The organism is Saliphagus sp. GCM10025317 (assembly GCF_042663665.1).
Classification (GTDB): domain Archaea; phylum Halobacteriota; class Halobacteria; order Halobacteriales; family Natrialbaceae; genus Natronosalvus.
Map to the genome: position 1 here is coordinate 30840 of NZ_JBHTAQ010000001.1, position 18144 is coordinate 48983.

Genomic DNA, 18144 nt, shown 5'->3' on the forward strand with positions numbered 1-18144 from the left:
GCAGACTTGGCTGACCGCGAACGTGCGGCGCAACGGCGGCCCGTTCGGGTCGGACGTTGGCGTCCGGCCGTGGACCGTGCTCGAGCGAGACGGGACGCGGATCGGTTTCACGGGAGTCACGACGCCGCGGACGGTGTCGCTGAACCCGATGGCGACGGACATCGACGTTCGCGACCCCGTCGAGACGGCGCGGGCGGCGATCGACGACCTTCGCGACGAGGGGGTCGACTACGTCGTCGTCTGCTCACACCTCGGGCGAGGCGACGACGCCCTCGCTCGGCAGGTCGACGCCGACGTCGTCCTCGGGGGGCACGTTCCGAGCGCCCGGAACGAGGTCGTCGAGGGGACGCTACTCACGCGACCCGGCGACGGCGGGACGGCGATCGTGGACCTTACGTTCGAGCGCGACGGGCCGACTGCAACGATTCGGCAGACGACCGAACTCGAGCCCCACGAGGACGTGGTCCGGTCGTTCGAAGCCCTCCAGGCCGAGACGGGACTCGACGAAGTAATCGCCCGCGTCGACGAACCGCTCGATCGGTCCGAGACGACGCTCTTTGGCGGCGAGGCCAGGCTCGGGAACTTCGTCACCGACGCCTACCGCTGGAAGACCGGGGCCGACGTCGCTATCCAGAACAGCGGCGGGCTCAGGACCGGGACGACGCTCTCGGGTGACGTCACGGTCGCCGACGTGATCAGCCTCGTCCCGTTCGAGGAACCCGTCGCCGTCGCCGAGGTCAGCGGTTCGACGCTCGAGGCCATTTTCGAGGGTGGCGCCGGACTCGACCTGGGCTTCGCCGAACCGGACTGGTGGCACGCCCAGGTGAGCGGCGCCGTCCTCGAGTGGAACCCGACGGATCACCGCGTCGTCGTCGACAGCGTCGGCGGAGAACCGCTCGATCCCGACCAGTGTTACCGCGTAGCAACCTCCGATTACCTCTTTCACACCGACGACGAGTTTCCCGCGCTCGACCCGGCGGATCGCGTCAAGCGAACCGAGGTTTGCCAGTACGACGTGCTGGTCGAATACGCCAGACGGCACGGCATCGACCCCGCTATCGAGGGGCGCGTGCGTCGACTCGAATCACGACTCGAGTCGAGCGAACGCACCGAGTGAAACGTTTACCACTACGGACCGCGTTTCCTCTCGTGATGACTCTGGTCGTGGTCCCCGTTCGGTACCCATTAACGAACAATTCTCGCCGCACGCTCGAGGAGGCCATCGAGGTCGCCCGCGAGCGGAACGCGGCTCTCTCGGTGTTGCACGTCAATCTCTATCAGAACGGCAAGACGGTGACGCGGTCGGATCTGAAATCGGCTGTCGAACGCCAGTTCGGTCGTCTGGAGAACACTCGATACGTCGTTCGATCGGGATTTCTCGTCGAAGAGACGATTCTCGACGAAGTCGCCGGCGAAGAGGCGGACGTCGTCGTCGTGGGCACCAAACAGGTGAGCCGCTGGCGACGCATCATCGGACGGGTGATGGACAACCCTAACATCGAGCGGTACCTCAAGAACCACCTCGAGTGCGAAGTGATCACGGTCGGCCAGGCCATCGCGTAGGCTGAGTCAGGGACCCTTTTGTGGCGAGACTGCCCCGCTCGTTGTAACCCGGGCTGGACGGCTACTGGTCGAGATCGGAGTCCGTGTCTCGAACGGGTCGATCGTGGGCTATTCGTTCCCGTCTCCATCCCCGTCGGCAACCTGTTCGTGTTTTCGGCTCGTCGGCCGGGGCTCGAGTTCGCGGTCGACCTGCGCGACCCGGGCAGTACCACTGGTTTCGTCGAAGACGTGGTGGGTGTGCGGGTAGGCGAACTCGACTCCTCCGCGCTGAACCGGTCGCGGATTGCTCGATTGACCGCCGAGCGGACGACCGTGATCTTGTACGGGTGGTTCACCCAGAACCGGACCTGTAGGGTGACGCCGCTGTCGCCATACTGGAGGACGTCACACGTCGGCGAGGCGGCGTACCGGGCGCTCCCGATGCGAATGTCCGGGCCGCCGGCGATCACGTTGTCGACGCCTCGCGTTGCTCGTTCGGAGACGCGTATAGCCGTCTCGAGGTCGCTCTCGTAGGTAATCTCGAACGAGACGGACAACCGTGTCCGTTCATCCTCCGCGGAGAAGTTGACGACGTCCCGGGCGTTGATCTCCGAGTTCGGGATGACGATGAACGTGTTCTCGAGCGTGAATATCTTCGTGTAGCGGATCGTGATGTCTTCGACGAACCCCCGGTGGCCGCTGTCGGTGACTTCGATCATGTCGCCGATTTCGTAGGGCTGGTCTGAGAGGACGAACAGGCCGTTGATCAGGCTGCCGACCAGGGGCGCGAGCACGATACCCACCATGGCCGAGATGACCGTCACCGGAAGCAGGATTTCGACGCCGGTCAGACCGAGGATGTTGGCCGCAATCAGGACCGTGAATGCGATGACCGTGATTCGAACGGCCCGAAGGACCGTTCGCGTCACCGACGGCCGTTCGATTTTTTGGGCGATCGTCCGGCCAGTGAGACGAACGACGACCTTCGAGAGGTACCAGCCGACGAGCAGCACGAAAACGGCGAACGCCAGGTCGACGACCCCGGGTGGAATCCAGTCGGGAGCGAGTGACCGGAGCCCCTCCTCGACGGCCGTCTCGTTGCCACCCGTGGCGTTCTGCAGCATACCCTCACTGTCAGGGGCGTCGTGGTTAAGCGTTCTGAAGGGTTCGACACTGGGTACTCTGTTCTGGAATCAGGTGCTACTCGAAACATAAAAAATGTTTTAGCGGTCGCGTTCGATGACCGCGTATGGCCACTGACGAACTGCGTTCGACGGTCGAACGCGTGGGCGATCGATTCAATCTCGGCGAGTACGAGATCGACGCCTACCTGACCGTCCTCGCACACGGACAGCTCACGGCGAGCGAAATCGCCGATCGAACCGACATCCCACAGCCGCGCGTCTACGACACCGTCCGCAGTCTGAGCGACCGCGGCCTGGTCGAACTCCGCGAATCCCGCCCGATGAAGATCGTCGCGATCGACCCCGGCGACGCCTTCGACGACGTCCAGGACGCCCTCGAGGAGATGGTCGACGAACTCGAGGCCCGGTACACCGCTCCGGCGCGAGAGACCGAGGCCGTCTCCCTCGTGAAATCGCGATCGACGATCCTGCGCTACCTCGAGGAGATCATCGAGCAGGCCGAGTACGAACTGGCGCTCTCGTTGACCCCCGACCTGCTGATCCGCTTCGAGGACCAGCTCCGGACGGCGACGAGCGCCGACGTCAGCGTCGACCTGATCGTGACGCCCGCCGTGGAGGCGCCCCTTCCCGCGGAGTTCGACTACGAGGCCGTGGCGACGACGGCCCGTGCCCGCCGCGGGATCACGACTCCGGTCATCGCCGTCGCCGACGGCAACTACTCGATGTACGCGACCCAGGACGCCCTCCGGGACGACCAGGACCGCTACGGTGTCATCTTCAACCGCTCCGCGCTCGGCTTCCTGGTGTCGGGCTTCTTCGGCACCGTGCTCTGGACGACCGCCGAGCAAATCCTGGGTGAGAACAGCGAAGGTCGTCCCTATCCCCGGAAGTACGCCTCCATCCGCCGCTGCGTCAAGGACCTCATCGAGGACGGCGGCGAGTTCTACGCTACTATCGAGGGGCGTGACGTCGAGCGCGGGGGTTCGCGAGTCGTTCGTGGCCAGGTCGTCGACGTCTCCTTCGAGGTGAGCGAGGAGGTCGCCAGCCTGACCCTCGAGACCGACGACGGCTCCGTGAGCGTCGGCGGTCGGGTCGCCGCGATCGAGGACATCGAGGCTCACGAGATTCACATCGGTCGCCAGGAACCGCCGACGCTCGAGTAGTGTGAGTCGGTGGGTGCGTGACGCGGTGGGCGTGTCCAATCGAGCGTCGAGTCGGACTCGAGGAGCGAGTCGGTACCCGAACCGCGAACGCCGCCCTCGACGACCGAATGATAAAGGTTCTTGATGGGATTCCCCGACTAACGGGTATGGACCCACGCGTCCGCGAACACGCCGAAATCATCGTCGACCACTCCGTCGACGTACAGAAAGGCGACAACGTCAGAATCAGCGCACCGCCGATCGCCCAGGACCTCGTCGTCGCGATCCACGAACTGCTCGGCGAACGCGGTGCCCACCCATTGCTCAGCGCGTCGAACAGCGCCGCCAGCCGCGCCTACCGGCGAGCCGTCGATCCGGAGGACCTCGAGTGTCCCAGCCACGTCCTCGCGGCCGCCGAGGAGACGGACGTCTTCATCTCGATCCGGGCCTCGGAGAACACCTACGAGACGAGCGACGTTGACCCCGAAGTCACCGCAGCGTTCGGCCAGGCTTACAAACCCATCCAGGACGAGGTCATGGGCAAGCGCTGGGTTGGGACCCAGTACCCCGCGCCGGGGAACGCCCAGGACGCGGAGATGAGCACCGAGGCCTACGAGGAGTTCGTCTGGGGCGCGATCACCAGAGACTGGGACGCCCAGCGGGAGTTCCAGCAACAGCTGGTCGAGATCCTCGATCCCGCCGACGAGGTTCACATCGTGAGCGGCGACACGACGGACGTGACGATGTCGATTGCGGGGAACCCGACGCTCAACGACTACGCGGAGAAGAACCTCCCCGGCGGCGAGGTGTTTACCGCACCCGTCCCCGACAGCGTCGAGGGCGAGGTCCTCTTCGACAAGCCGCTGATGGCCCAGGGCCGGGAGATCACGGACGTGTACCTCGAGTTCGAGAACGGCGAGGTCGTCTCCCATGCGGCCGAGAAGAACGAGGAGGTGCTCTCGACGGTGCTCGAGACGGACGACGGCGCCCGTCGACTTGGCGAACTCGGCATCGGGATGAACCGCGACATCACCGAGTTCACCTACAACATGCTGTTCGACGAGAAGATGGGCGACACGGTTCACATGGCGGTCGGTCGCGCCTACGACGAGACGGTCGGTGAAGGCAACGAGCGAAACGACAGTTCCGTCCATATGGACATGATCGTCGACATGAGCGAGGATTCGTTCATCGAAGTGGACGGCGAGGTCGTGCAGCGGGACGGAGCGTTCGTGTTCGAGGACGGCTTCGAGGGCTGAACAGCCGCTTTTTGGTCCAGCTTTTGCGAGCAAGTCGCGGAGCGACGAGCGAGGCAAAAGGTGGGCGCAGGTCGTGCAGCGGGACGGAGCGTTCGTGTTCGAGGACGGCTTCGAGGGCTGAGCGCGTACATCTCGTCATCCATTCTCAATGTCGTACGTCGACTATCTCTTCGCTCGAGACACGGGCTACTTCGTGTGTGAACCGAACGGCTTGGCCCGTATCGGACAAATCAACCGGACAGACGCTCGTCTCACTGATCTACAGTTACGAGGTCGTGTAACGAGGAGTTGCACTGTTGCTCGCGGTCGTCGAGATCGACCGTTTCCCAGTGGGGAATGCCATTGCCATCGGGCCCGATCCAGTACGCGATCTGGTAGGCGGATTCCCCGGACTCTTCTTCAGAATCGATCGTCACCCACTCCGTGTGATGGTCCATGCGCATATGAACGCGGAAGTGGCCTGGATCGTCTGGCCAACTCCGTGGGATCCATTGGTATTGAAGCGACTCGCCCATTCGACTGCCATCGATGCTGTACGAGTCAGCATACACCTCGTCGCCCTCGTAGTCGACACGGAGATGAACGGTGTGTGGCGTATTACTTGCACTCACGACCTCGATGCAGTTGAGAACCGAGTTCTCGCTCCGTAAAACTGCCGAGGCACATCCAGCTAGAGAGATTGTCACCGACGAGGAGACGCCCGCGAGAAGTGCACGCCGTGAAACCATATTTTCCAGAAAGGTCGCCATACTATGTATTTTACGAATAATGATGTGGCGAACGATACGAACGATCTGTATCGATCGTTACTCGCCGTAAAATGCCACGTTCTACGGTAGTCAATGCACCCCGTCCAGTGTGCGTGGATGACGCCACAATGGCCGAAACAGATAGTTACAGTCGACGCATGAACTCGGGCAAGACCCCGCGCTCGTCGGAGTCACCGCCCGTGGGCGCGGGTCCGGCACCCAGATGACCACTGCTCGAGTCCTCGCTCGAGACGTCTGGTCCGGACTCCGTTCCGTCCTCCGTGCCCTTCTCACCTTCGTCAGTCGCGGCCACGGCCTCCTCGAACTCGTCGGGCGAGCCCGGCCCGAAGTAGTAGGGTTCGGTGGGCTCGAGGGTCGCCATCAACTGGAGGTTCACGTAGCCAGCGAGGACGAGCGCCAGTGGAAAGACGACATCGGGGAGCAATATGACCAGGAAGACCGACAGCGGCGAGTAGACGAAGAAGGCGGCGACCCGAAACCAGTTCGCGACGTAGGCGTCGACCACGTAGGCGTAGAGGCCGTACGCGCCGATTACGACGCCGATGTCGAGGTAGAGTCCGACCGGCATCCAGACCCCGCCTGCGATGACCGAGTGGGTGTAGAGAGCGATCGCTCCCGTCAGTACCGTCGCCCGATTGACGTAGGTCTCGTCGAGAGCCATCCCGAAGACGAGGATACCGAGCTGTAACAGTGGCGCGGCGATCCACCACGGCAGCGATTCGAAGATGAGTCCAGAATACACGTGGGTCTCCCTGTCGTCGTCCGAAGAGAACCTCGGAGACCCCTAAAACGTTCGCGCCGTTTCGAGCGTCGATACGAGTCTCGAGTCTCAATCTTCAGGCTCAAATCTCGAGTTTCGAGTTCGAGGAGCTTATATCAGAAGTTCGACTTTTCCCGCAACAATAATGCTGTCGTAGCAGTGAGATGGAAGGTATGGCAAAAGATACCGTCCGATATCCCGACGACGTCGTCGAAGCCATCGACAACCTCGTCGACGACGGTATGTTCGAGAGCAAATCGGAGTTCTACCGGTTCTCCGCGGAGTACGTGCTGACCATGATCAACCCGGACCACAAGGTCGAGACGTTCAACTTCGACGAGATCAAGAGCGAGTTAAACATCGACCGACCGGCTCGAGCCGAGGAGGTGGGCGCAGACGGCGGGACGTTCTTCCTCGACGCGCTTATCACCGTCCGAAAGTACGGACTTCGCGGGAACTACGAGGACGCCGAGGACTTCATCGACATGCACTACGAACCGACCGACCAGGAGTGTCTGGTTCTCGAGGAGGTGCTCGGCACCTACCGCGAACGGTCGGGCTGAGACCCGGAAGGACAGCCATTTACCCGCCGATTCCGTAGCGGGCGGTATGCAAGCGGTGGCTACCGACGATGGGGACACGGTCTACGTCGAAACGACCGACGGCGACCGCGGATCCAAGGGACCGTTCCTGGTCGCCTACGAGAGCCGCGAGCGGAGGCGTCGCTACGGCTGGTTCTGTTCGAATTGCGAATCGATCGACAACGCGATGGACCCGATGGGACGCATCCTGTGTAACCGGTGTGGCAACCTCCGGAAACCGACCGAGTGGGACGCCGCCCACGAGTAATTACCAGAAGCAGCTGAAGGTAGCGACGTCCTTCGAGATGTCCATTGCCTGTCGCCGTGCAAACGTTTATCATGGTGTCCGATGTAGTTCTACTCGAATGGGTCCTGTTAACATGCGACTCGTCGAGCAGGCCAGGTCGATCTTTGCTGAACTCGGCTACACGGTCGAGGGCAACGGACCGGATTTCCGAGCAGAACGGGCGTGGAAAGTCGTTCACGTCAACGCCGTCTCCGACGTTGAACAGCTTCCCCGATGCTCGGGACAATTTCACTGTTTCGTCACCGAACCCGGTGACGTAGACGACCTCGAGGACCGACTCGAGAGCCTGGATCCGGGCTACGAGTGGGCCATCATCGCCGCCGACGGCGAGGATTATCAGGTCGAACGCGCACCGCCAGGACCGACAGTCACTGTCTAACGACAGTCCCCGCACCCACTTATCGATTATCGGAGGGCCTCACGACACGCAGCGACGCCGCCGTCCGGCTCGACGTCCGCACCGAAATCGTCGAGCACGTCGGCCAGCGCCGCGACGAGGAGCGTAACGTTCTCCGGACTCGCGGAGTGGCCCATACAGCCGATGCGGAAGATTTCGCCAGCGAGGTCGCCCAGGCCGCCCGCAATCTCGAGGTCGTAGCGCTCGAGGAGTTCGTCGCAGACTTCGCCGTCGTCGACGCCGTCAGGAACCCGGACGGCGTTGAGGCTCGGGAGCCAGTACTCGTCGTCCGGATTCATCTCGAGGCCCATCCCCTCGGCGCCGGCCTTGAGCGCGCCCGCGAGTCGTCGGTGGCGTGCCCAGCGATTCTCGATGCCCTCCTCTGCGACCAAGCGGAGGGCCTCCCGGATCGAGTAGACGTTCGTGATCGGCGCCGTGTGGTGGTACGCTCGTTCGTCGCCCCAGTAGCCCTCGAGTAAGGAGAGGTCGAGGTACCACGACCGGGATGGCTCCTCGCGCGAGAGGACCTTTTCCATCGCCTCGTCGGAGAGGGTAAGCGGACTGGCCCCTGGCGGACAGGAGAGACACTTCTGCGGGCCGGAGTAGGCCACGTCGATGTCCCACTCGTCGACCCGGAGTTCGACGCCGCCCAGCGAGGTGACGGTGTCGGCGATCACGAGCGCGTCGTGGTCGTGGGCCGCGGCGGTGAGTTCGGGGACGTTCGGCTGGCGGACGCCCGTGCTCGTCTCGGCGTGGACGAATCCGAACACGTCGGGATCGTGTTCCGCGAGCGCGTCCGAGACCGCCGCTGGATCGAGCGGTTCGCCCCACGGCGCGTCGACCTCGACGACCTCGCCGCCCGCACGGCGAGCCATCGACGCCATGCGCCCGCCGAAGTAGCCGTTGGTCGGGACGAGCATCGTGTCTCCCGGCTCGACGACGTTGCCGATCGCGGCCTCCATCGAGGCCGAGCCGGTCCCCGAGACGGGGATCGTCCACTGGTTGTCCGTCTGGAAGGCGTATCGGAGTAGTTCCTGCACCTCGTTCATGATCTCGATGAACGACGGATCGAGGTGCCCGACGAGGGGCGTACTCATCGCCCGGAGTACGCGCGGGTGCACGTCGCTCGGCCCTGGTCCCATCAGGGTTCGCGTCGGCGGCGTCAGTTCGCCGACGTCCGGTGCGCTCGAGTCGTCGCTAGCTGGTGGCATGGCATAGTGTGGTGTGGGAACCACCAAAAGCGTTCACTCCCCGGCGAATCTGTGTCTGGAGGGCGAGGGCGTCTCAGCGTTCCCGGAGTACGTCTTGGCTCGAGTAAAACCCCGTGCCAGTGGTGGCCATGTGGGGGCATCACCAGGCGACGTCGAATCCGTGCCCTTAAGTACGTGACCGAAAGAGAATACAATCCGTAAGCAAAACTGATGCACCTCCCGGCGCAAGCGAGGGAGGGAAGGGTCGATGCCACCAGCCGTCTACTGGTGGCAGATGAAGACCGTATGTACGTGTAGTCCAGGCGTCCACTGGACCCGTTCCCGGGTCACAACCGCTGCATTCTGTGCAGCACCGATCCGAAAGAACGTGGCTACTGTGCCAACTGGTGGATCGCTCGGCTCGAGAGCCGATGACGGACGTGCCAAGCTGCGATAAGCCCAAGGGACCCGCACGGAGGGGAAGAACTTGGGATCTCCGAATAGGAATCCTCTTGCAATTGCTTAGCGCAATGGGGAACGTCGAGAATTGAAACATCTTAGTATCGACAGGAAAAGAAAGCAAACCGCGATGTCGTTAGTAACGGCGAGTGAACCCGACACAGTCCAAACCGAAGCCCTCACGGGCAATGTGGTGTTCGGACTGACCTGCAACATCCGACCATCGACGAGAAATCCCTTGGAATAGGGTACGAAACAGGGTGACAGTCCCGTACCGTCGATCAGTACGATGGGAGTCAGCTCCAGAGTAGCGGGGGTTGGAAATCCCTCGTGAATCCCGCGGGCATTGACCGCGAAGACTAAACACTCCTCGAGACCGATAGCGAACAAGTAGCGTGAGCGAACGCTGAAAAGCACCCCAAAAAGGGAGGTGCAATAGGGCGTGAACTCAGTTGGCGATAGAGCGACGGGGCATACAAGGTCCCTCTCACAATGAACCAGGTGCGAACCTGTAGTAAGCCGAGAGGGAAGCCGGTGTTCCGTCGTACGTTTTGAAAAACGAACCAGAGAGTGTGCCTGTCTGACGAGTCTAACCCGAGTATCGGGGAAGGCAGAGGGAAACCGATATGACCGCAGTCTTACGACCAGGGTCACCGTGTTCAAGCGCGGGGAGTCAGGCGGGCACGACCCGAAACCGGATGATCTAGGCATGGGCAGGGTGAAGCGTGGCGAAAGCCACGTGGAGGCCCGCTAGCGTTGGTGTCCTACAATACCCTCGCGTGACCTATGTCTAGGGGTGAAAGGCCCATCGAATCCGGAAACAGCTGGTTCCAACCGAAACATGTCGAAGCATGACCTCCGCCGAGGTAGTTCGTGGGGTAGAGCGACGGATTGGGGGACCGGACTCCGAGAGGAGTTCGCCCCCCCTGTCCAACTCCGAACCTACGAACGCCGTCGACGCGGGGAGTCCGGTGCGCGGGGTAAGCCTGTGTACCGTGAGGGAGACAACCCAGAGCTGGGTTAAGGTCCCCAAGTATGGACTAAGTGCGATCGAAGGTGGTCGCAAGCCCTAGACAGCCGGGAGGTGAGCTTAGAAGCAGCTACCCTCTAAGAAAAGCGTAACAGCTTACCGGCCGAGGTTTGCGGCGCCGAAAATGATCGGGGCTCAAGTCCATCACCGAGACCTAGCGACGTGCGTCACAGCACGATTCCGTAGGTTGGCGTACTGTTCGGGTGGAAGCACGGAAGAGATTTCGTGTGGACCGTGCAGTAACGAAAATTCTGGTCATAGTAGCAGCGTTAGTCGGGTGAGAACCCCGACGGCCGAACGAGTAAGGGTTCCTCAGCAATGCTAATCAGCTGAGGGTTAGCCGGTCCTAAGTCAGCCCGCAATTCGAAGCTGACAAAAGGGAAATAGGTTAATATTCCTATGCCAGTGTGCACTCAAAGCCGACGCTTTGGGGCCGCCTCTCCCGGGCTTTCGCCCGGGTGAACAGTCCAAGACCGTGGAAGCCGTAATGGCACGAAGCGGTCGAATGGCTGGATAACGCAAGAGAGGTCAACCCAGAGCCCGTGAAAAGGCAAGCACACTGTCCGTACCGAGATCCGACACAGGTACTCGTGGCGGCGAAAGCCAAGGTCTGTCGGGAGCAACCGACGTTAGGGAATTCGGCAAGTTAGTCCCGTACGTTCGCAATAAGGGATGCCTGCCACGGAAAGTGGCAGGTCGCAGTGACTCGGGCGCTCCAACTGTCTAGTAACAACACAGGTGACCGCAAATCCGTAAGGACTCGTACGGTCACTGAATCCTGCCCAGTGCAGGTATCTGAACACCCCGTACAAGGGGACGAAGGACCTGTTAACGGCGGGGGTAACTATGACCCTCTTAAGGTAGCGTAGTACCTTGCCGCTTTAGTAGCGGCTTGCATGAATGGATCAATGAGAGCGCCACTGTCCCAACGTTGGGCCCGGTGAACTGTACATTCCAGTGCGGAGTCTGGAGACCCCCAAGGGGAAGCGAAGACCCTATAGAGCTTTACTGCAGGCTGTCACTGAGACGTGGTCGCCATTGTGCAGCATAGGTAGGAGCCGTTACACAGGTACCCGCGCTGCGGGCCACCGAGGCATCACTGAAATACTACCCGATGGTGACTGCGACTCTCACTCCTGGCGGAGGACACTGGTAGCCGGGCAGTTTGACTGGGGCGGTACGCGCTTGAAAAGATATCGAGCGCGCCCCAAGGTTTCCTCACTCGGGTCGGAGACCCGAGAAAGAGCGCAAGAGCATACGGAAGCCTGACAGTGTCCGGCACAACAACGGACGCTGACGCGAAAGCGTGGTCAGCGAACCAATTAGCCCGCCCAATGCGGGCAATTGCTGACAGAAAAGCTACCTTAGGGATAACAGAGTCGTCACCCGCAAGAGCACATATCGACCGGGTGGCTTGCTACCTCGATGTCGGTTCCCTCCATCCTGCCTGTGCAGAAGCAGGCAAGGGTGAGGTTGTTCGCCTATTAAAGGAGGTCGTGAGCTGGGTTTAGACCGTCGTGAGACAGGTCGGCTGCTATCTATTGGGGGTGCTACGGTATCTGACGGGAACGTTCGTATAGTACGAGAGGAACTCCGAATGGGTGCCACTCGTGTACCGGCTGTCCGAGAGGGCACGTGCCGGGCAGCGACGCACCACGGGGTAAGAGCTGAACGCATCTAAGCTCGAAACCCACCCGAAAAAGAGATGCCACCGAGATCACTCGTAGAAGACGAGTTCGATAGACTCGGGGTGTACGCACCGAGGCAACGAGGTGTTGAGCCCGCGAGCACTAACAGATCAAGCCACCATTCATTTCGCATGGATCAACCCGTAAGAACGGGTCCAGGCGCTAATTGGACTACACGTACAACACGGTCACAACCGACCAGAGAACCTTAGACACCGTAACCGACCCTGGTACTGTCGCGGTTCGACTCCGCGAGTCGGCATTACGGCGGCCAGAGCGGCGGGGCACCACCCGTACCCATCCCGAACACGGCAGTTAAGCCCGCCCGCGTTTCGGCCAGTACTGGCGTGGGAGACCCGCTGGGAACCCCGGCTCGCCGCCGACCCACTCATACCACATACAGCATCCACCGATACTGGCGTCCTCGCGGCGGTTCGATTCCGCCGATCGGCATTAGAGCGGCCACAGCGGCGGGGTACCTCCCGTACCCATCCCGAACACGGCAGATAAGCCCGCCCGCGTTTCGGCCAGTACTGGCGTGAGAGATCCGCTGGAAACTCCGACTCGCCGCTTCCATTCATATCGTTTTCATACTGAAGAGCCGCAGCACCCCTCGAGCCACCACCGAACGGTCGACCTCAAGCGGACGCCTGGACGACCAACTCGGACACTTCAGGACGTCGAGAACGCAAGCGCTGGCGGCGAATACCGAACTCGAGGGCCCACCTTGAGCCCAGAAGCGGGTACCAGCGGCGGTGCCCGTGCTCGAACAGTGCTCAGCGTACGTTTAAGGCGACGACCGATGTAGGGGGCCGTGCAATGGTCTTCAAGAAGATCACGCTGATCGGAACGAGTACGGAGAGCTTCGACGCCGCAGCGGACGACGCCATCGACCGGGCGGAGTCGACGCTGAACAACGTCTACTGGGTCGAAGTCGACGAACTGGGCGTCGAAATCGCGTCGGTAGAGGAGCGACAGTACCAGGCGGAAGTGACGGTCGCGTTCGAACTACAGGAGTAGCGTAATCAGGTCCGGAAGGACTCGCCGCAGCCACACTCGCTGACGACGTTCGGGTTTTCGACGTGGAAGCCCTCGGCCTGGAGGCCGCTCTCGTAGTCGAGGATGCTACCCTCGATGTACTTGAGGCTCGCAGGGTCGACGAAGACCCGCAGGTCGTGGTGGTTGTAGATCGCGTCGTCGGCCTCCGGCTTTTCATCGAATCGCATCCCGTAGGAGAGGCCGGCGCAGCCGCCTTGCTGGACGAACAGTCGGAGTCCGGCCTCCGTCGTGTCGTAGTCTTCGGCCTCGAGTAACTCGAGGGCGCGCTCGGCGGCGGTCTCGGTCACCTCGATTCGTGGGTTGGCGGATCCACCGTCTGCGCTCTCCGTGCTCATAGTGCACTCCACGGCTGCCTCGGTGTTAACTGTGACGCTCGCCGAGGTGGGGAACTCACTCGTCGTCCCGGTCGTCGAGACGGACGCGGACGCTCTCGGCGTGTGCCTCGAGGCCCTCCGCGTCGGCGAGCGTCGTGATGGTTGGCGCGAGTTCCGCGAGTCCGTCGCCGGAGAGCCGTTGCACCGTCGTGCTCCGGAGGAAGTGCTCCACCGAGAGGCCGCCCGCGACTTTCGCGCCGCCGTTCGTCGGGAGGACGTGGTTGGTGCCGCTGGCGTAGTCGCCCGCCGCGACGGGGGTGTTCGGGCCGAGGAAGACGCTCCCGGCGCTGTCGACGCGGTCCAGGATGGACTCGTCGTCGCCGGCGACGATGGCGAGGTGTTCGGGGGCGTACTCCTCGGTGAAGAGGATCGCCTCGCTCATCGACCGGGCGAGCAAGACGGCGCTGGCGTCGTTCTCGAGCGCCTCCCGGATCGTCTCCTCGCGCTCGCGGTCGGGGAGCGAATCCTCGAGTGCGTCGACGACGGCCTCGGCGGTCGCTTCGTCGTCCGTGACGGCCACGACGGAGGCGTTGGGGTCGTGTTCGGCCTGGGCGAGGAGTTCGGCGGCGACGTAGTCGGGATCGGCGATCTCGTCGGCGACGACGACGACCTCGCTCGGCCCCGCGAGAAAGTCGATCTCCACCTCGTCGCGAACCTCGGCTTTCGCGGCGGTCACCCAGCGGTTGCCGGGGCCGACGACCTTCTGGACCGAGGTGACGCTCTCGGTTCCATAAGCGAGGGCAGCTATGGCCTGGGCGCCACCGACGCTGTAGACGGCGTCGGCCCCGGCGAGGTGGATCGCCGCGAGCGTGACCGGATTGATCTCCTCGGCTGGTGGCGTCACCACGGAGACGTGCTCGACGCCCGCCACGACGGCGGGGACGACACCCATAATCGCGCTCGAGGGGTACGCCGCTGTACCGCCGGGGACGTAGACGCCGACGCGCTCGAGTGGCCGGAATCGTCGACCGAGTTCGCGCCCGTCGTCGAACTCGCGCCGCCAGTCCTCCGGCACCTGGGCCTCGTGGAACTCGCGGACGTTCTCGATGGCGGTGTCGATGGCGTCGCGGATGTCGTCCGAGAGGTCCTCGACGGCACGCTCGCACTGGTCGGTGATCTCGAGATTGCCGACGTCGACGCCGTCGAACTCGCGACAGTACTCCCGGACGGCGACGTCGCCTTCCTCGCGGACACGCTCGACGATCTCGCGGGCGTCGTTCCTGGCGGCGTCGACTCCGGCGTCGCGCTGGAACAGGGCCGCCCGGGTCTCGAGACCGAGGTCGGCGATTTCGGTGACGGAAAACGCGCTCATACGCTCGGATTCGGGCGAACGGTGAAAAACGGTTGCGTTCGCGGCCGGGGTTACGCGCTCTCGTTCCCACCTGCATCCGCATCCCCGTCCGCGTCTTCCTCGATCGGTGCGAGGCCGATCGCCGCGGCGGTCGCCCGGAGGAAGAGGAAGACGACGAGCGCGAACCCGACGAGGCCGATGGGGGCGGCGACCGTCTGGGCCGTTTGGAACGGGAGGACGATCCGACCAAATCCGAGCACGACGAAGCTCAGGACGACGAGTCCGAAGGCGAGCAGCGAGAGCCGAACGAAGTCGTGCTGGTCCATACTCGAAGTTCATGGCGTCGTCGCTAAGTGGTATCGGAACGTCGTCGACGGTGTCGACGGATTCAACGGCTCCAACGGCTTCGAAGGGGTCGTGGGTTCGATGGGGTCGATGATTCGGCGGCTTCGGCGGGCTCAGAGAGCGATAGCCGACGACGATCGCACTACCTCCCGTACGAGACGGTTCGAAAACGACGACCGACAGCACGCCGCTCGAGGAGAAACGTCGATCGGCGACCGACAGTATTCGTTTCGACGACGATACATCGAATTCAGGAGCGACGTTGAAGCGTTTCCCCCTCCTACGTCGGGTATGTCTCGTGCAGCGGACCTCGCGGACGTCCTCGCCGACAGTTCGTCGCTCGTGATCGTCTGTCACGACAACCCCGACCCGGACACGCTCGCGAGCGCGCTCGCACTCGAGGCGATCGCGACCGACCAGGACGTCGCCGAGACGGCCATCGCCTACGGCGGCGAGATATCCCACCAGCAAAACCGGGCGTTCGTCAACCGCCTCGAGATCGACGTGGAACCGCTTGAGGATCTCGAGATCGGCGAATACGACTGTCTGGCGTTCGTCGATCACTCCATGCCGACGGCGAACACGGCGCTCGACGCGCGGTTCGAACCGGACGTGATCGTCGACCACCACCCCGGCGAATCCGCCGACGCGACGTTCGTCGACGTCAGAACCGACTACGGGGCGACGGCGACGATATTCGTCGAGTACCTCCACGAACTCGAGGTCCCGTTGACGACGCGACTGGCGTCCGCGTTGCTCTTCGCGCTTCACCGCGAACGCCTGGATTTCGTCCGCGAGCCGACCCAGCGGGAGTACGAAGCTGCACTGGCGGTGTATCCCGAGGCCGACCTCGAGACGCTCGAACAGCTGTACGGCAGCGCCTTCTCGCCGGCGACGATCGACGCGATCGGTCGGGCGATTACCACCCGCGAGCGCCGCGGATCGGCCGTCACCGCGAGCGTCGGTCGAACGGTCGAGACGGATGCGCTTCCCCAGGCAGCGGACTACCTCCTCAACATCGAGGGCGTCGACACGACGCTCACCTACGGCATCGTCGACGGGACGGTTCGACTGAGCGGGCGGTCGATCGATCCGCGGGTCAACATCGGCGACGTACTCGTGGATGCCTACGGCGAGTTCGGGTCAGTTGGCGGCCACCACGACATGGCTGGCGGCCGAATTGGGCTTGGACTGTTCGCAGACGAAGCCAGCGACGACGAGAGCGTGCTGGCGTTCGTCGGCACCCGGGTTCGGCGACGATTTTTCGAGGCGCTGAATCTGGATTCCGGGAACGGTTCCAGGGAGTGAGTTGCTCAGTCGATGTCGATCCGCCTGGGTTCGTCCGCTGGCTGGCGTTTTGCGAGCGTAACCGTCAACACGCCGTTGTTGAGCGTCGCGTCGACGGCGGCGGTCTCGATCGGGTCGGGAAGCGCCACCCGCCGGTTGAAGGAACTGGCTTGTCGCTCGTGTCTGATAATGTTCGCATCGTCGCGCTCTCGCGTCTGGCTCCGGGTGCCCCGTATCTGCAGGCTCTCGGCCGACACCTGGATCTCGAGGTCGTCCGCGTCGTAGCCGGGAACGTCGGCGCTGACGACGAACGCGTGGCCGTAGTCGGCGACGTCGACGTTGGGTTCGCGATCGTGGAGCGACCAGCCGAGGCCGCCTCTGGGGGTGAACTCGGGGTTCCACGAACTTGTTGCGGCGCCGAACTCGCGGCCGAGTCGCTCGAAGAATGCACCGAGGTCGTCGAGTGGTTTGGGACGTCGTGACATGGTCGTCTCGAGTAACGCTGTCGGGACCGAAAAGTCCTCTGCACGTCGGAGTGACCGTCAGAAAAGTTGAGTGCACCGGGATGCCGAGGCGCTGGGGCGTCGGGGTGCAGGAGGGTCGGGAGACCGGCTGCCGGGGCACCGGGTGCTGGGCGTCGGGGTGCGGGGGCATCGGGACGCGGAGCACTCGAGGGCACCCCCTGCACACGACAGGGGAGGATACTCCCCCGTGGCACCCGTTCATTCACTCGATGACGGACGCAAACGCACTATTCGTCGTGAGCGAGTACGGCTATTGGGGCGAGGAGTGTATCGACCCGCTCGAGACGCTCGAGGACGCGGGCGTCGAGGTGACGATTGCGACGCCCTCTGGCGGGCCGCCGGAGATCGACGAGCGCTCGATCGATCCCGAGACGGTCGGTGAGGAGACCGCCGAACGTGTTCAGGAGCGCCACGAGACGGACGAACGGCTGAGCGATCCGGAGGCAATCGCGGACGTCCACGCCGAGGACTTCGACGCGGTCGTCTTTCCGGGCGGCCACGGCACCGAGTGGGACGTCAACCAGGATCACCACGCCCGGGCCGCCCTGCGGACGATTCTGGAGGGCGAGGAAAGGCTCTGGTCGTTTGCCACGCCGTCGGCATCCTCGCGTTCGCCCGCGACAGCCACGGTGCGTTCGTCGCCAACGGGAGGCGAGTCACCGGGTTCCCCAACGCCTGGGAGGAAGACATCGTCGACGACCGGGACCTGCTCCCCGACGGCCGCAAGCTTCCCTACTGGGTCGAAGACGAGGTCACTACCGCCGGCGCTGACTGGGACGCCGACGCCGAGGCCGACACGGACGTGATCGTCGACGGCGACCTGATCACGGGCCGTGGGCCGGAATCCTCCCGGGCAGCCGCCGAGACGTTGCTCGAAGAACTCGAACAGAACGGTCAGTAAGAACGCGCTCGAGCGTTCGTACCAGGGGACGAGAATCGTCAAATCGTACCTATTTTGACATTGATCTCGCCGATGGAAACCCGCTTAAGGGAG

The 18144-nt window shown here is 63.1% G+C and carries 16 protein-coding genes, 3 rRNA genes and 2 pseudogenes; 13 read left to right on the forward strand and 8 right to left on the reverse strand.

Going from position 1 to position 18144, the window contains the following annotated elements; translation table 11 throughout:
• Positions 1-22 precede the first annotated feature (22 nt).
• Together ACFQS4_RS00190 and ACFQS4_RS00195 are read left to right on the forward strand one after the other, a co-directional pair.
• Positions 23-1117: a bifunctional metallophosphatase/5'-nucleotidase gene (locus tag ACFQS4_RS00190; RefSeq protein ID WP_500191538.1), complete on the forward strand. Its 1095-nt coding sequence runs from the start codon at positions 23-25 to the stop codon at positions 1115-1117.
• 35 nt (positions 1118-1152) lie between these two features.
• Entirely contained in the window at positions 1153-1563 is a 411-nt protein-coding gene (locus ACFQS4_RS00195) for a universal stress protein (protein WP_497902078.1), read from the forward strand.
• A gap of 108 nt (positions 1564-1671) precedes the next feature.
• Here ACFQS4_RS00195 and ACFQS4_RS00200 read toward each other — a convergent pair.
• Positions 1672-2666, reverse strand: a pseudogene (locus ACFQS4_RS00200) (mechanosensitive ion channel family protein).
• 125 nt (positions 2667-2791) lie between these two features.
• On the opposite strand from ACFQS4_RS00200, the gene trmB reads away from it, so the two are divergent.
• A complete protein-coding gene (gene trmB / locus ACFQS4_RS00205; RefSeq protein ID WP_500191540.1) occupies positions 2792-3850 on the forward strand; it encodes an HTH-type sugar sensing transcriptional regulator TrmB in 1059 nt (352 codons plus the stop codon).
• A gap of 146 nt (positions 3851-3996) precedes the next feature.
• Entirely contained in the window at positions 3997-5088 is a 1092-nt protein-coding gene (locus tag ACFQS4_RS00210) for an aminopeptidase (RefSeq protein WP_497902079.1), read from the forward strand.
• Positions 5089-5339: 251 nt separating this feature from the next.
• Here ACFQS4_RS00210 and ACFQS4_RS00215 read toward each other — a convergent pair whose 3' ends face one another.
• On the reverse strand, positions 5340-5816 hold the full coding sequence (locus tag ACFQS4_RS00215; protein ID WP_500191543.1) for a hypothetical protein: 477 nt from the start codon (positions 5814-5816) through the stop codon (positions 5340-5342).
• A gap of 166 nt (positions 5817-5982) precedes the next feature.
• Positions 5983-6600, reverse strand: a complete 618-nt coding sequence (locus ACFQS4_RS00220) for a hypothetical protein (RefSeq protein WP_497902081.1) — start codon at positions 6598-6600, stop codon at positions 5983-5985.
• Between the two features lie 191 nt (positions 6601-6791).
• On the opposite strand from ACFQS4_RS00220, the gene ACFQS4_RS00225 reads away from it, so the two are divergent.
• The 3 genes from ACFQS4_RS00225 (at position 6792) to ACFQS4_RS00235 (ending at position 7885) form a co-directional block, all read left to right on the forward strand.
• A complete protein-coding gene (locus ACFQS4_RS00225; protein ID WP_497902082.1) occupies positions 6792-7181 on the forward strand; it encodes a ribbon-helix-helix domain-containing protein in 390 nt (129 codons plus the stop codon).
• Between the two features lie 46 nt (positions 7182-7227).
• Complete coding sequence (locus ACFQS4_RS00230; protein ID WP_253436462.1) at positions 7228-7467, forward strand: DUF5816 domain-containing protein; 240 nt, start codon at positions 7228-7230, stop codon at positions 7465-7467.
• A gap of 112 nt (positions 7468-7579) precedes the next feature.
• Complete coding sequence (locus ACFQS4_RS00235) at positions 7580-7885, forward strand: DUF7116 family protein (RefSeq protein WP_497903206.1); 306 nt, start codon at positions 7580-7582, stop codon at positions 7883-7885.
• 26 nt (positions 7886-7911) lie between these two features.
• On the opposite strand, the gene ACFQS4_RS00240 is transcribed toward ACFQS4_RS00235, so the two are convergent.
• Positions 7912-9114 (reverse strand): pyridoxal-phosphate-dependent aminotransferase family protein, encoded by a 1203-nt coding sequence (locus ACFQS4_RS00240; protein ID WP_497902083.1) that lies wholly within the window; start codon positions 9112-9114, stop codon positions 7912-7914.
• Between the two features lie 362 nt (positions 9115-9476).
• Here ACFQS4_RS00240 and ACFQS4_RS00245 point away from each other — a divergent pair.
• From ACFQS4_RS00245 to ACFQS4_RS00260, 4 genes are all read left to right on the forward strand, one after another.
• Positions 9477-12394 (forward strand): 23S ribosomal RNA (locus ACFQS4_RS00245).
• 139 nt (positions 12395-12533) lie between these two features.
• Positions 12534-12655 (forward strand): 5S ribosomal RNA (gene rrf, locus ACFQS4_RS00250).
• A gap of 69 nt (positions 12656-12724) precedes the next feature.
• Positions 12725-12846 (forward strand): 5S ribosomal RNA (gene rrf / locus ACFQS4_RS00255).
• A 243-nt stretch (positions 12847-13089) separates the two neighbouring features.
• The gene (locus tag ACFQS4_RS00260) at positions 13090-13290 is read left to right on the forward strand and encodes a dodecin (RefSeq protein ID WP_254157105.1); all 201 of its coding nucleotides are present in this window, start codon (positions 13090-13092) and stop codon (positions 13288-13290) included.
• A gap of 5 nt (positions 13291-13295) precedes the next feature.
• On the opposite strand, the gene ACFQS4_RS00265 is transcribed toward ACFQS4_RS00260, so the two are convergent.
• Genes ACFQS4_RS00265 through ACFQS4_RS00275 form a run of 3 tightly spaced genes read right to left on the reverse strand, consistent with a single transcriptional unit; the run spans position 13296 to position 15320 of the window.
• Complete coding sequence (locus ACFQS4_RS00265) at positions 13296-13664, reverse strand: HesB/IscA family protein (protein WP_500191550.1); 369 nt, start codon at positions 13662-13664, stop codon at positions 13296-13298.
• 55 nt (positions 13665-13719) lie between these two features.
• Positions 13720-15015 carry a histidinol dehydrogenase gene (gene hisD / locus ACFQS4_RS00270; RefSeq protein WP_500191552.1) on the reverse strand — a complete coding sequence of 432 codons (1296 nt, stop codon included), beginning with the start codon at positions 15013-15015 and terminating at the stop codon, positions 13720-13722.
• Positions 15016-15065: 50 nt separating this feature from the next.
• On the reverse strand, positions 15066-15320 hold the full coding sequence (locus tag ACFQS4_RS00275; RefSeq protein ID WP_500191554.1) for a hypothetical protein: 255 nt from the start codon (positions 15318-15320) through the stop codon (positions 15066-15068).
• A 310-nt stretch (positions 15321-15630) separates the two neighbouring features.
• Here ACFQS4_RS00275 and ACFQS4_RS00280 point away from each other — a divergent pair, with 310 nt between their 5' ends.
• Positions 15631-16647 carry a DHH family phosphoesterase gene (locus tag ACFQS4_RS00280; protein WP_500191558.1) on the forward strand — a complete coding sequence of 339 codons (1017 nt, stop codon included), beginning with the start codon at positions 15631-15633 and terminating at the stop codon, positions 16645-16647.
• Between the two features lie 5 nt (positions 16648-16652).
• Here ACFQS4_RS00280 and ACFQS4_RS00285 read toward each other — a convergent pair whose 3' ends face one another.
• Entirely contained in the window at positions 16653-17111 is a 459-nt protein-coding gene (locus tag ACFQS4_RS00285; RefSeq protein ID WP_500191560.1) for an Hsp20/alpha crystallin family protein, read from the reverse strand.
• 248 nt (positions 17112-17359) lie between these two features.
• On the opposite strand from ACFQS4_RS00285, the pseudogene ACFQS4_RS00290 reads away from it, so the two are divergent.
• A pseudogene (locus tag ACFQS4_RS00290) lies at positions 17360-18051 on the forward strand (type 1 glutamine amidotransferase domain-containing protein).
• Positions 18052-18144 lie beyond the last annotated feature (93 nt).